This window comes from Pseudarthrobacter sp. AL07, assembly GCF_029960665.1.
Taxonomy (GTDB): Bacteria; Actinomycetota; Actinomycetes; order Actinomycetales; family Micrococcaceae; genus Arthrobacter.
This window is the reverse complement of the sequence record NZ_JASBRB010000041.1, coordinates 1-13433: the sequence shown is the minus strand read 5'-3', so window position 1 is coordinate 13433 and position 13433 is coordinate 1. Positions and strand designations below refer to the sequence as shown.

At 61.5% G+C, this 13433-nt stretch carries 11 protein-coding genes; 8 read left to right on the top strand and 3 right to left on the bottom strand.

Annotated features, from left to right (window positions below):
- The first annotated feature begins 115 nt into the window (after positions 1-115).
- The gene (locus QK290_RS17565) at positions 116-1870 is read left to right on the top strand and encodes a thiamine pyrophosphate-dependent enzyme (protein WP_282331936.1); all 1755 of its coding nucleotides are present in this window, start codon (positions 116-118) and stop codon (positions 1868-1870) included.
- Between the two features lie 163 nt (positions 1871-2033).
- Positions 2034-2729: a hypothetical protein gene (locus QK290_RS17560; RefSeq protein WP_282331935.1), complete on the top strand. Its 696-nt coding sequence runs from the start codon at positions 2034-2036 to the stop codon at positions 2727-2729.
- Positions 2730-2837: 108 nt separating this feature from the next.
- On the opposite strand, the gene QK290_RS17555 is transcribed toward QK290_RS17560, so the two are convergent.
- Positions 2838-3011 carry a CsbD family protein gene (locus QK290_RS17555; RefSeq protein ID WP_160675163.1) on the bottom strand — a complete coding sequence of 58 codons (174 nt, stop codon included), beginning with the start codon at positions 3009-3011 and terminating at the stop codon, positions 2838-2840.
- A 153-nt stretch (positions 3012-3164) separates the two neighbouring features.
- Here QK290_RS17555 and QK290_RS17550 point away from each other — a divergent pair, with 153 nt between their 5' ends.
- Together QK290_RS17550 and QK290_RS17545 are read left to right on the top strand one after the other, a co-directional pair.
- Positions 3165-3428, top strand: coding sequence for a GlsB/YeaQ/YmgE family stress response membrane protein (locus tag QK290_RS17550; protein ID WP_282331933.1), 264 nt, complete (start codon positions 3165-3167; stop codon positions 3426-3428).
- Between the two features lie 233 nt (positions 3429-3661).
- A complete protein-coding gene (locus tag QK290_RS17545) occupies positions 3662-3991 on the top strand; it encodes a hypothetical protein (protein ID WP_282331932.1) in 330 nt (109 codons plus the stop codon).
- A 63-nt stretch (positions 3992-4054) separates the two neighbouring features.
- Here QK290_RS17545 and QK290_RS17540 read toward each other — a convergent pair whose 3' ends face one another.
- Positions 4055-4357 carry a DUF4193 domain-containing protein gene (locus QK290_RS17540; RefSeq protein ID WP_282331931.1) on the bottom strand — a complete coding sequence of 101 codons (303 nt, stop codon included), beginning with the start codon at positions 4355-4357 and terminating at the stop codon, positions 4055-4057.
- Positions 4358-4675: 318 nt separating this feature from the next.
- Between QK290_RS17540 and QK290_RS17535 the strand changes: the two genes are divergently transcribed.
- The 4 genes from QK290_RS17535 (at position 4676) to QK290_RS17520 (ending at position 11506) form a co-directional block, all read left to right on the top strand.
- Positions 4676-4984, top strand: coding sequence for a hypothetical protein (locus QK290_RS17535; RefSeq protein WP_282331930.1), 309 nt, complete (start codon positions 4676-4678; stop codon positions 4982-4984).
- 187 nt (positions 4985-5171) lie between these two features.
- A complete protein-coding gene (locus QK290_RS17530) occupies positions 5172-6920 on the top strand; it encodes an ABC transporter ATP-binding protein (RefSeq protein WP_282331929.1) in 1749 nt (582 codons plus the stop codon).
- A complete protein-coding gene (locus QK290_RS17525) occupies positions 6917-8983 on the top strand; it encodes an ABC transporter ATP-binding protein (protein ID WP_282331928.1) in 2067 nt (688 codons plus the stop codon). Before QK290_RS17530 ends, QK290_RS17525 begins: the two co-directional genes overlap by 4 nt.
- A gap of 564 nt (positions 8984-9547) precedes the next feature.
- A complete protein-coding gene (locus QK290_RS17520) occupies positions 9548-11506 on the top strand; it encodes an AAA family ATPase (protein ID WP_282331927.1) in 1959 nt (652 codons plus the stop codon).
- A gap of 50 nt (positions 11507-11556) precedes the next feature.
- Here QK290_RS17520 and QK290_RS17515 read toward each other — a convergent pair whose 3' ends face one another.
- A complete protein-coding gene (locus tag QK290_RS17515; protein ID WP_282331926.1) occupies positions 11557-13239 on the bottom strand; it encodes an AAA family ATPase in 1683 nt (560 codons plus the stop codon).
- Positions 13240-13433: the final 194 nt, after the last annotated feature.

Sequence of the window (13433 nt, the reverse complement as noted above, 5' to 3'; positions counted from 1 at the left end):
GACGGATTCACAGGCACAGCCCCCGTGATCGCCAACCCGCCCGCGAAGACCTTCAGGTAAAGCGCGCACCATCCACTACGAACGCCAAACCAGCCCAAACAGCCAAAGAAAGCCCATGACACCGGAAACCCAAGCAATCCTGACCGCATCCCACACCCAGCCCGCCGCCGTCGGGAATTCCGGGCAAGTCTCCCGGCTGGCACGCCCTTCGGAGGAGCTTCACGCCGGCAACGGCCCGGCACTGAAATCAGCCGGGCACGTGATAGTTGATTCGCTCGTGGCCCATGGTGTGGAGCGCACCTATGTGGTTCCCGGCGAGAGCTTCCTGGACGTCCTGGACGGACTGCACAACTCGGATATTGAAACAATCGTCTGCCGGCACGAGGGCGGCGCCGCCTTCATGGCCGAGGCCGACGGCAAGATGCACCAGCGCCCAGGCATAGCGATGGTGACCCGGGGTCCCGGCGCGGCCAACGCGCATGTGGGGCTGCACACCGCATGGCAGGACTCCACCCCCATGCTGCTGTTCGTCGGCCTGATCCCCTTCGCGCATCGGGACCGTGAGGCGTTCCAGGAGTTCGATATCAAGGCCTGGTTTGATACGGGGGCGAAGCGCGTTATGGTCCTTGACCATGCGGAGCGGGCGTCCGAGATCGTGGCCGAGGCGATGTTTGCGGCCATGAGCGGGCGGCCGGGCCCGGTGGTGGTGGGCCTGCCGGAGGACATCATCCGGCAGCAGATTGACCCGGCGATTCACCCCGTCATTCCGGTGGCAGCCGGTGGCTTGAGCAGCACCGATGCCGCCGCGCTGGAGGCTGCGCTGGCGGAATCCACCAAGCCGCTCTTTGTCACCGGCGGCAACGACTGGACGCAGGAGGCGGCTGACCAGCTGACCGGATGGCTGGAACGGCACCATATCCCGGCTGCTGCTGAATGGCGGACGCAGGGAACGGTCTCCTTCGATTCCCCGTCCTACGTGGGCCCGATTGGTTACGGCCGCCCCCGCCCCACCTACGACCTGCTGGAGGAAACCGACCTGCTGGTGTTTGTGGGGACGGTGCCGGGCGACGTGATTACGGACGGATTCGTCTGCCGGCAGGACTGGAACAAAAAGAACTTCCTGGTCACAGCCGACTCCTCACTCCGTGGCCGGTCGGGACCCGTTTCACGGCAGATCCTGGCCAAGCCCGAGGCCTTTGTCCGCGACATTGTGGGGATTGACCTGCCGGCGAAGGGCGAGTGGAAAGCGTGGACGGACCGGATGCGGGGCGAGCAGGAGCGGTTCGCCGCGCTGCCCCCGGCGGCGCCGGCAGCGGGGCAGGCGAGGATGGACACTTTGATGGCGAACCTGGTGCCAAGGCTGCCCGAGGATTCACTGGTGACGTTCGGCGCGGGGGAACACACCAACTGGGCCCACCGCTACTTTCCGACCCGCCGTTACGCCTCCATGATCAGTGCCCGTAACGGCTCCATGGGCTACTCGGTCCCCTCGGCCATCGCGGCTTCGCTGGCCGATCCCCGGCGCCGCGTGGTAACCATCGCCGGGGACGGGGAGTTCCTCATGAACGGCCAGGAGCTGGCCACCGCGGCCCAGTACGGGGCCACACCGCTGGTGATCGTTATGGACAACCAGGAATACGGCACCATCCGCACCCACCAGGAGCGGCACTATCCCTCGCGCGTCTCCGGGACCCAGCTGAAGAATCCGGACTTCGGGATGATGGCCCGGGCCTTCGGCGGTTTCGGGACCACTGTCACCGAAGACAAAGACGTTCCGGCCGCACTGGACGCCGCCCTGGCGGCCATCGACGACGACGGCGTCTTTGCCCTCATCCATCTCATCGTCGAACAGCGGGTTAAGGCTTACTGAGCCGACCTGAGGGAGCAGCGGTCGACGGCGGGACATCCCGCCGTCGACCGCTGCTCTCCGATCCGGGTCACCCCGTCGGGTTAGTCATGCCACCGTAATGGCACGACGTACGTGCGGTGAGTCGGAGCAAATGTTGTGCGGAACCGTGCCTACACTCCTGATTATGACGACCAACAACGGACAACAGGCCCACGCTGAGCACCGCTGGCCTGCCGTCGTTGGCCTGCTTGTTGCCCTGAGCCTGTACGCGACATTGCCCACAGCATTCCTGCCGGGCGTTCGCTACGCGGTTGTCATCGTCGGGCTGGGCCTCCTGATCCCGCTTATTGTCCTGAATCCCCGCCGCCTCACGCGCCAAACGCGCTGGTCGAGGCATCTTTCCGTAGGCCAGGCACTGCTGCTGGTCGCAGCGAATGAGGCTGCCCTGGTGCAGCTGGTCATCGCCCTCGCAGGCCCTGACAACACCGACGGTCCAAACCTTCTGCTCGCCACGCTTCAGGTTTGGGTAACGAACGTCATCGCCTTTGCGCTGGTCTATTGGGAACTGGACAGGGGCGGCCCTGTGTCCCGCCGGCACACCCCACGCCACGAGCTGCCCCAGGCAGACTTCCGGTTCCCCCAGGACGAAGACCACGACGCCGTCAGGGAAGTTGCCGCCAGGTCTTCGGTAAAGAGCGGCTGGACGGCGTCGTTCATTGACTACGTCTACTTCTCCCTCTCTAACTCCATGGCCTTCAGCCCCACGGACACGATGCCCCTCTCTGCCCGGGCAAAATCACTCATGGGCCTCCAAGCCTTCGGCGGCTTCGTGCTGCTGGCGCTCGTCATCGCCCACGCCGTTTCCCTGCTCGGCCAATAGCACCTACAGGTTCGAGCAGGCGGAGGATGTCCGCGCGAGGGATCAAGACGGTAAATGCGGGAGGGTGCCGCCCGTGTTCGCGCCGCACCCTTCCCGGGTTGAGGTGGATTATTCCTTGAAGGCGTCTTTGACCTTCTCGCCGGCCTGTTTCAGGTCTGCTTTGGCCTGGTCGCTCTTGCCTTCGGCTTTCAGGCCCGGATCGCCTTTGGCTTCGCCGGCGACTTCCTTGCCCTTGCCGCCAAGCTTCTCGGCGGTGTTCTCGATCTTGTCGTCCAAACCCACAGTGTCACTTCCTCAGGTTGGTTGCCGCTGGCGGGCTGCCTGCGGCTCACTATTTAATCGTAAATCGAATCCTTGCCAGATGCTAAGCATGCTGATTAAAATCTTGCTATGGCGTCACGGCGACGCTGGTGGTCCTTTGGAAGGAAGTGCGTCATGGGAATTCTCGGATTTCTCTTGCTCGGCCTGATTGCAGGAGCCATCGCCAAGGCCATACTCCCCGGCCGGCAAGGCGGGGGCTGGCTGGTCACGATGGTTCTTGGCGTCGTCGGAGCGATCCTCGGAGGATGGATCGGCTCGCTGATCTTCGGCGGCGGCCTCGCGGAATTTTTCGACCTGCGGACCTGGCTGCTGGCCATTCTTGGGGCTTTGATCGTCCTGGGAATCTACGGGGCAGTGACCCGCAGAAGCCACGCCTGACCCAAGCGGCCATGCCCCGGGAAGCACATAACGTCCCAATGCTGTTTCCTGGGGACCGCCGTCCCTCCGCCCGCCGTACAGGACGGGCACTCTCTGCGCACGCCGCTCCCGCGTCCCGGGCCGGAGCTGGCAAAACCCCAATACCGGCAGGTGTGTTGCCTGGATCACATTTGGTCTATGGTTGTCCGGGGCGCCACAGCGTTGTGGCACCCAACTTAGAGCGGAGAATTTTCGTGACAACAGACAAGCTTCGGGTGCTGGTCCGGGTGGACCTCGACTGTGCAACGGCCCAGGTAGCCGCGCAGGGCCATGTGACATCGCAAAGCATGCACGGCCTGTATGCCGTCATGAAGCGCGCCAACTCCCTCACCACGGGCATGGCCCTGGAGATCGATATGACCCGGGCCCGCATCGAGCCCGACGCGTTGGAAGAACTGCGCGCCTGCTCGAGGTCCCACCATCTGCCTGCCCGCGTCGATCCGCTCCAGTCCGATTACAGGCTGACCATCCTTGCCCCTGACAACGCGGCGCCCCTGGCGGTTATGGCTACTCAGGCAGCGTGAGCCGCAACAGCAATCTCACCCTGATGGTCTGCTGTCGAATAGTGTGCCCTGAGGATGGATGCCCTACCCCTCGCACTCGATGCAGTATGAGTGGCCGTTGCTTTCGCGGGCGAGTTGAGACCGGTGCCGGACGAGGAAACAGGAATAGCAGGTGAACTCGTCCGCGGCCTGGGGAATGACCTGAACGATGAGCTCCTCGGAGACGATCTCTCCCCCGGGAGTCAGGCCCTCATCGAATGCATCCGCTTCGTCCAGTTCATTGACGACGCTGCGGGCGTCCGGGGCGTTGGCAGACTGTAATGCCTCCAGGGAACGGTCTTGGGTTTCCTTGACGTCGGAACGGACTTCGTCGTAATCGGTTGCCACTTTGGGTGCTTCTCATTTCTGATGCTTCTACGATGTTTCTGACGAGACTGCAACGTACACCACTGCGCCGTTGTTCCCGCGTTAAAGGCCCGGAAGACGTAAGGGCCGTGTTGTAGCGTCAGACCGCGCCGGTGCATTCTTCGTCACCCGATGCCAGGGCAGCCATCCGCTTGGTGTCACCGCCGTCGCTTCGTATTTCGCAGGCTCCTGTGTAGTCTCTGACTTAGTAGACAGACCTGTTCAGCCTGGTGGTCCTCAGAGACCTGATTCCGCTCAGCGACCGGGAGCCTTGCTTAGCCAGTCGTAGAAAGCCGCCCCGTGGACCCGTTCATTGATTCAAACACCCCGCCTCTGTCCATCGCCCAGGTTGATTGGACACTTCACGGCGAACACGAGCTGGCGTTACCCGCTGCCAGAAAGGCGGCCGCTGACCTCTTAGCCCTGCACGACGCGTTGCTGGCCGCAGTGACCACCCGCGTCGGCGAGGTGGAGGCCGCTGAATGGGCCCTCGACCAGGCAAAAGCCGCGTGCGACGTGCAGATTGCTGCCGCCTTGGCCGCCGGAGTGCCACCTGAAAAGGTCGTAGAGGTGGCAGGCGATCTGGCGTCGCAGCGGAGTCCGGGCTGAGGACATCGCCGAGTAGTTCACGGACAGCCTGACGGCGGCGCTCCCGCCGGCAAGGCGAATACGCTTTGGGAGAACCGGCCGAATTTCTCCCGAAGCTGCCCGGCTTTATCCCAGCCTCCGGACGTAAACTGACCTTCGCACCACCCCTTGCTAGACCTTCCAGCGGGACAGAACCTTTGGAGCCGCATTGCTCTGGAAACTGCTTGTTGAATACCTGCGGCCGCACCGGCAACTGCTGATCGCCGTCGTGATTTTCCAGCTGGCGCAATCCATCGCGTCGCTGTACCTGCCCACGCTGAACGCGGACATCATTGATGAGGGCGTGGCCAAGGGGGACACCGGCGTCATCCTCAGCCTGGGCGGCCTGATGCTGGCGATTACGCTGCTGCAGATCATCTGCGCCGTGATTGCCGTGTACTTCGGGGCGAAGGCGGCCATGGGGGTGGGCCGGGATCTGCGCGGGGCCATCTTCACCCGGGTGGGGGAGTTTTCCGAACAGGAAGTGACCAAGTTTGGCGCGCCCAGCCTGATCACCCGCTCCACGAACGACGTCCAACAGGTCCAGCAGCTGGTGCTGATGGCCGCCACCATGATGGTGGCCGCGCCCATGCTCGCCATCGGGGGCGTAATCATGGCCGTCAGGCAGGACGTGCAGCTGTCCTGGCTGATCGCCGTCGCCGTGCCCGTCCTGATGATCGGGGTGGGCCTGATCATCAGCCGGATGGTGCCGCTGTTCCGGAAGATGCAGGTCCGGATCGACACCGTAAACCGCGTGCTCCGCGAGCAGCTCACCGGCATCCGCGTGGTGCGCGCCTTCGTCCGTGAGGACATCGAGACCGCCCGCTTCGCCCAGGCCAACGAGGACGTCACGGACACCGCGCTGCGGGCCGGCCGGCTGATGGCGCTCGCGTTCCCCGTGGTGATGCTGGTGCTGAACGTCTCGTCCGTGGCCGTGATCTGGTTCGGCTCGTTCCGGATCCAGGACGGCTCCATGCAGGTGGGCACGCTCATCGCGTTCCTGAGCTACCTGATGCAGATCCTGATGTCCGTCATGATGGCCACCTTCATGGCGGTGATGATCCCGCGCGCCGCAGTCTCGGCGGACCGGATCGGCGAGGTGCTGGGCACCGAGTCGAGCGTCCGGCCGCCGCTGAGGCCGCTCAGCAGCGCGGTGTCGTCCGACGGGCACCGCCGCGGGCAGCTGGAAATGCGCGACGTCGGATTCGCCTACCCGGGTGCCGACCAGCCTGTCCTCTCCGGGATCAGTTTCACCGCCAAGGCAGGGCAGACGACGGCGATCATCGGCAGCACCGGTGCCGGGAAGACCACCCTGGTGAACCTCATGCCGCGGCTGTTCGACGCCACCACCGGCTCGGTCCGGATCGACGGCGTGGATGTGCGCGAGCTGCACCCGGACCTGCTCTGGGGGCACATCGGCCTGGTGCCGCAGCGGCCCTACCTGTTCAGCGGCACTGTCCGCAGCAACCTGCAGTACGGCAAACCGGACGCCACCGAGGACGAGTGCTGGTCCGCATTGGAGATCGCGCAGGCGCGGGATTTCGTGGAGGAGATGGAGGGCGGGCTGGACGCGCCCATATCGCAGGGCGGCACCAACGTCTCGGGCGGGCAGCGGCAGCGGCTCGCCATCGCACGGGCCCTGGTGAAACGGCCCGAGCTGTATATCTTTGACGACTCGTTCTCCTCGCTGGACACCGGCACCGACGCCCGGCTGCGGCAGGCGCTCAAGCGCAACACGGCGGGCGCCACCCTGGTGATCATCGCCCAGCGGGTGTCCAGCATCGTGGATGCGGACCAGATCTTAGTGCTCGACGACGGCAGGATTGTCGCGCGCGGAACGCACGGGGAGCTGCTGGAGACGTCCGAGACGTACCGCGAGATTGTGTCCTCCCAGCTGGCGGCGGAGGAGACGGTATGAGCACGCAGAACCGGCCGACGTCTGGCGCTTCCCACGGGGCCGCCACCCACTCAGCCGCCACCCACTCAGCCGTCCCCGGCGGAACCGCAGCGGGCTCGAAACCCGGGACTGCCGACGTCGTACGCATTCCCCGTCCGGCGGGCGGACCGGGGCGCGGCGGACCCTTTGGCGGGATGAACATTCCTGCGGAGAAGGCGATGAACTTCGGGCCGTCGGCCAGGCGGCTGCTGGGCACGCTGCGGCCGGAGCGGGCCCGGCTGCTGCTGGTGCTGATCATGGGGGTGGCCAGCGTGACGCTCTCGGTGATCGGGCCGCGGCTGCTGGGGGAGGGCACCAACCTGATTTTCGCCGGCGTGGTGTCCAAGCAGCTGCCCGCCGGGGTGAGCAAGGCGGAGCTGATCGCGCAGCTGAGGGCCGCGGGGGAGAACCAGCGGGCGGACATGCTGACGCCCATGGCGCTGACGCCGGGCACCGGGATCGACTTCGCGGCGCTGTCCAGTGTGCTGCTGTGGGCGCTGGTGCTGTATGTGCTGGCGTCGGCGTTTATGTGGGTGCAGGCGTATGTGCTGAACGGGGTGGTGCAGCGGACAGTGTTCGGGCTGCGCAGGGAGATCGAGGCGAAGATCCACCGGCTGCCGCTGCGGTACTTCGATTCGATCCAGCGCGGTGAGCTGCTGAGCCGGGTGACCAACGACGTGGACAACGTCTCGCAGAGCCTGCAGCAGTCCATCAGCCAGGCGGTCACGTCGGTGCTGACCGTGGTGGGCGTGCTGGTGATGATGGTGATCCTCTCGCCCACGCTGGCGCTGATCGCGCTGGTGACCGTGCCGCTGACGCTGGGGATCACGGCGCTGATTGCCAAGCGCTCGCAGAAGCTGTTTGTGGCGCAGTGGAAGCACACGGGGGAGCTGAACGGGCAGATCGAGGAGACGTACACCGGGCATGCGCTGGTGAAGGTGTTCGGCCGGCAGCGCGAGGTGGAGGAACGGTTCCGGCAGAAGAACGTGGAGCTGTACGAGGCGAGCTTCGGCGCGCAGTTTATTTCCGGGCTGATCATGCCGGCAATGACGTTCATCGGGAACCTGGTATACGTGGGGATCGCGGTGGTGGGCGGCCTGCAGGTGGCGTCGGGGGCCATGCAGCTGGGCGACGTGCAGGCGTTCATCCAGTACTCGCGGCAGTTCACCATGCCGCTGGCGCAGCTGGGGTCCATGGCGAACCTGCTGCAGTCCGGGGTGGCGTCGGCCGAGCGGGTGTTCTCGTTGCTGGACGAGCCGGAGGAGTCCGCTGATCCTCCTGGTTCTGGTCCTGCTTTTGGGCGGGGCCGGCTGGTGTTTGAGGACGTCTCCTTCTCGTACTCGCCGGACAAGCCCCTGATCTCTTCGCTTTCGTTGGTGGCGGAGCCGGGGCAGACGGTGGCGATTGTGGGGCCGACCGGTGCGGGCAAGACCACGCTGGTGAACCTGATGATGCGGTTCTACGAACTGGATGCCGGGCGGATAACGCTCGACGGCGTGGACGTCACCTCAGTCTCCCGGCGCGAGCTGCGCTCGCGGCTGGGCATGGTGCTGCAGGATACGTGGCTGTTCGGCGGGACCATCCGGGACAACATCGCGTACGGGCGGCCTACGGCAACCGAGGACGAGATCCTGGAGGCGGCGCGGGCGACGTACGTGGACCGGTTCGTGCACTCGCTGCCGGAGGGGTACGACACGGTTTTAGAGGACGAGGGCTCCAACGTGTCCGCCGGTGAGAAGCAGCTGCTGACGATTGCGCGGGCGTTCCTGGCCCGGCCGTCGGTGCTGATCCTGGACGAGGCGACGTCTTCGGTGGATACCCGGACTGAGGTGCTGGTGCAGAAGGCGATGAGTGCCCTGCGCTCCGACCGGACGTCTTTTGTCATTGCGCACCGCCTGTCCACGATCCGCGATGCCGACCTCATCCTGGTGATGGAGGCCGGGCAGATCGTGGAGCAGGGGACGCACGCTTCGCTGTTGGCCGCGGGCGGGGCTTATGCGCGGCTGTACGAGGCGCAGTTCGCGGCTCCGGTGGCGGAGGTCTGACGGGAACTGCGCCGGCATATGGCTCTCCTCCCGTCGCGCAGCCCGCCGTATGCCCCGCAAGAAGGGGCGAATTTCGGCCAGAGTTCTTGGTATTCGCCCCCTTGGCCAACTGTTCGCCCCCATTGATTCGCCGGTATCGAACGTGCTGCGAAACCGCTCCCAAGTTGGAAGCTGCACTCCTGCTCTGCGGTGTGCTGCCTAACCGTGTTATCCACCGCATGCATTCCGTTCGCAATTGGTTAGTGGTCAGGAAGCCCACGTGTTGAGGCTCTTTGAGGGGTGAACACGCCATCCTCCTGCGGTTCCTTGAAGCAAGTTTCTGGAATACTTGCTCGGTCGATACAGTCTCATCGGGGGAATCAATTGAAGCTAGACCTTTTAACGATCAAGAACTTTCGAGCATTGGACAGCGTCTCTTTGCCGCTTTCTTCCTTCGGATGCATCATAGGTGAGAACAATGCCGGAAAGTCCTCTGTTTTGCATGCACTCGTCTTTGCACTGACGGGGTCGGCGCCACGAAGGCTCAGTGAGGCCGACTTTCACAATCCCATGAAGCCGATCCGCGTGGAACTAAAAATCGTGGACATCACACAGGATGATCTAGACCTGATCGGTGCAGCCAACCATCGAGCCGCCATGGTCGGCGATGTCGTGAACGGAGAGTTGACGCTAGTTCGCACCGTTGCCCCAGGTTCAACCAAACAAGTCTTGCAACTCTCAAAGCCTTGTCCTGAAAACCCGTACCTCGTACCTGAATTGCTCAAAGCGCAAATGACGGGCAAGAAGGATGCCGACCTCTATCAGGCTGTCGTTGACCTAATCCCGGAGTTGAAGGGTCGCATCGAACCGCAGAAGCTGTCACAAAAAGCCGTCATAGATGCTTGCCGGGGGATCGTGGACGATATTCCGCTGGATGATCTTGTGATGCGCGACTGTCCGTTAGGTACGGGAATCGAGGCCGCTATCAAAGATTTCCTCCCTGAACCCATCTACATAGAGGCCGTCAAAGACGTCGCTGGAGAGATGAAGACGGCCGAAACTGCCACTTTTGGTAAACTACTAAAGTTGCTGTTGGACGAAGTCGAGGATGAATTCGATGACCTTCAGGCGCAATTTCACGAACTTCAGAAGCGCCTCTCAAGGGTTCTCGGTCCAAATGGCGAACCGGAGGAAGACCTGCGATTGGAAGCAGTCAGGACTATCGAGGAGACAGTCCAAACCTTTGTGCGGGAGAGCTTCCCCGGTGTTGAACTCCGGATGAACGTGCCAGTCCCTGAGCTTCGAACTATCTTCTCTGCTGCCGAGATGACCATCAATGACGGTCACGAAGGACCAGTGACTGGAAAAGGCGATGGCCTCAAACGAGCGGTAGCATTCGCGATTTTAAGAGCCTATACCTTTTTGCGAACGGAGGGTTTGGGGACGGCACCACGGGAGAAGCCGGGTCGGCGGATGAACGTCCTGCTTTTCGAGGAGCCCGAACTCTACCTTCACCCTAAAGGCCAGCGTCAGCTTTTCCGGGCCCTGGAGCTCTTCTCCCACGACTTCCCGGTTCTCGTCACCACTCATTCGCCTTTGTTCTTCAACGCTGACGCAACGAAGACCTTCACTAAACTACGCAAGGCCCCGCTCGACGGGGGCGGCCTCTCAAAGTGTTCTGAGGCATTCCCCATAGACCTTTCAGACTTGAATGAGCGGGCGGCGTTCCAAGTTATCTGTCATGAGAACAATGAAAGTGCATTCTTTTCGAACGCTGTTGTGCTAGTGGAGGGGGAGAGTGACGGCATTGTGTTTCCTCATCTTGCAGAACTCATGAAGTCTGATTGGAACCAGCTCGAGTGCAACGTTTCATACGTTGTTGTGGGCGGGAAACTAAACATCTCCAAGTACCGTTCATTCTTTGATCACTTCAAGATCGATGTTCATGTACTCTGCGATCTGGACACAGTGTTGGACGGCTTTAAACACATCAATGACGACGATTCAATCAAGTTACTAAGGGACCAAATGATTGAAGCTGTCAATGCCGTACTTCCAGCCGAGGAAGAACCCGATATATCAAGGAAGGATGCGGAAAAGCTATCGAACCGCGGCCGTCTGAAAGCGCACTGGGACTACGCCGAAAAAACGTATTTGAAGTGGGATGGTACCGAGGTGGGATTCGAACCGATCAAGAAGTCAATGGACGTTTTTTTCGGTACCCGCAGGAACCGCGAGAGTCTCAATATCCTCAAGTCGGATACAGCAGAAGTTCTTCGGCTCAAGACTGATCTTCTCAAGCGCCTACGTGACAAAAAAGTATATGTATTTGCGCGAGGCGACTTAGAGGACTACTACGGTTCCGTGGACCGCACGGGACTTGGGGGACAGGACAAAGTGCGGCTCGCTATGCGCATCCAATCAACCGTAAAGGATATGAAAACCTTTAGAGGCCTCCATGAAGCCGACGCCGACGTGATCGTGGACGAGCTTAACGAGTTGATGTCCCGCATTTATGAACGGTATGTGCCAGTCAGGGGCTAGATCAGTAATAATAGGACGTTGCTGTTATCACTGATCTCAACTGTCTCTGGCTAACGGGGTGAACTTAGGCGCATGTCGTTGGAGGAGGTGGCTCGGTCAAAGTCCATCCAATACCCGGCGAAGTCCACTGGCAACTTCACCGTCAACCGATAGCGGCCGCTCGACAATGGCTGAATGTCGACGAGCTTTTCATCTATGGAGGACGTCGTGCCCACAGGACGGTTGAAAGAGGCTAAAGGGTCTATCCCCTGCGCGTGGTTTATTGCACTTGCTATTCGCTCGACCGCCGCACCCAACAGGTGCTCAACTTCGCCACGTGGATCTAGCTCGAAGGCGCACCAGTCGCTGACGACGTCGATGTCCCCAATTACAGCCGCAGCGACATCCGGTTCTGCCTTTCCCTTTTCTATCCCCAGGACATCTTCCAGTGTTCCCTGAGGATGGAGCCATAGACCTTCGGTTCTCCACACATCCAGTATCTTGTCGCGGCGGCTCGTCGGCCCGCTTCCCTCGGGATCAAGGTCGGCAAGCCATCTCGCCCGGCTTCGTTCATCCTTCTTCACTGATGCGCGGTCGGCTGCCTCTATCAATGGTCTCAGAGCAGCGTGCGTGGCAGGTGGATCGGCATATAGTTCATCGCGATATCTGCTTTGCAGCTCCGCGCTTCGGTCGATTGTTCTCTGCACGTCACTCGAGAAAATTGCATCCAGGTCGGCTATGGCCCGTACGTCGAGACCCATGCTCCTACTGATCGCAAACCAGAGCGCGACGGCGTTGCTTGATCCACATGGGACAAATTCGGTCTGAGCGACAACCGCAGGGTCTTTGGTGCGAGCCAGTGCGGTACTCAATGCGCGTACATCGTGGGGTCCTTCGACCAATACCGGACGTGGCGCAAATACTAACTGGCTGATCAGTCGATTGTTCACCGTTAGCCCTGCGGTTACTCGTGTTGCCTGCGCTTCTTCGAAGTGTGAGGAAATTGTCGAAGGTTTTCTGTTCATGTCAAAGTACCAAATGGAAGACAGCTCTGAAGCGTTTGAGGGTGCCAGGACAGAAGGCTCGTGCGTAACGATTAGGGCACGGCGCCCACTGGCTTCGCATTCGCGCATAAGTTCAGAAACCCATAGTCGGGCCATGGAGGGATGAAGGTGCAGTTCGGGTTCGTCAACTACTAGTAGTTGCCAGTCGCTTCTATAAACCGCTGTGAGCAGAACAATGAGTTCACGAAGGCCATGCCCCTCATCTCGAAAAAGAGAGTACTCGACATTGCCAACCCGTACGAACGGGTCTAGGTATCCGGAAGTTTCTCGTAACTCGATGACGCGCCCCAAAGCCCGTCTCAAGAATGCAGCGACCCTGAGGGCGACGTCTGGCTGTTTGCGCAAGACAAGCATTTGCTCGGTTGCCATTCCGTGTAGCCGTGATTGCTGCTCGTAGTGGCTAGCATTCCTATCGTCGAGGGCGACCCCCCTCGATTCGCTTATTGTCGCCCCCGTCGGGGTTGAACTTACGGACATAACCCCTAGCAGGCGATCCGTAGAGAGATAGAGGCTACTTGTTTCCTTCCTGGCGATCAGCTTGGCTGCCTTGGATTTTCCACTGCCATTGCGTCCCACGAAGTACGTGACCGGGGCTGTCCAGTCGTCGATGCGTATGTAGGGCTCACCTTGATTGCTTGCCGTCGTGGGAAAGATTTCGGCAGTTAGCAGTTCCACAGGCGCAATAGGCATGTCGTAAATATACTGTTGATCAGTTCTTCTCAGTCCCTTTGAGTCAGACGAGGGTACGTCGCGTGATGCTGCACGCGATAACTGGATGCAAATTGGGCCTTTGGGTACCTCTAGCCCAAGTTGTCCCGAGGAGCAGGTCCCAGGACTCCTGACCTGAGATGGTCACCCGTTAGCTGAACCTTGCAAACTCGGGC

Bases quoted from the DNA above. Each gene is read 5' to 3' on its own strand.
- QK290_RS17525 (WP_282331928.1), top strand. From the start codon at position 6,917: ATGAGCACGCAGAACCGGCCGACGTCTGGCGCTTCCCACGGGGCCGCC.
- QK290_RS17560 (WP_282331935.1), top strand. From the start codon at position 2,034: ATGACGACCAACAACGGACAACAGGCCCACGCTGAGCACCGCTGGCCT.
- QK290_RS17550 (WP_282331933.1), top strand. From the start codon at position 3,165: ATGGGAATTCTCGGATTTCTCTTGCTCGGCCTGATTGCAGGAGCCATC.
- QK290_RS17565 (WP_282331936.1), top strand. From the start codon at position 116: ATGACACCGGAAACCCAAGCAATCCTGACCGCATCCCACACCCAGCCC.
- QK290_RS17515 (WP_282331926.1), bottom strand. From the start codon at position 13,239: ATGCCTATTGCGCCTGTGGAACTGCTAACTGCCGAAATCTTTCCCACG.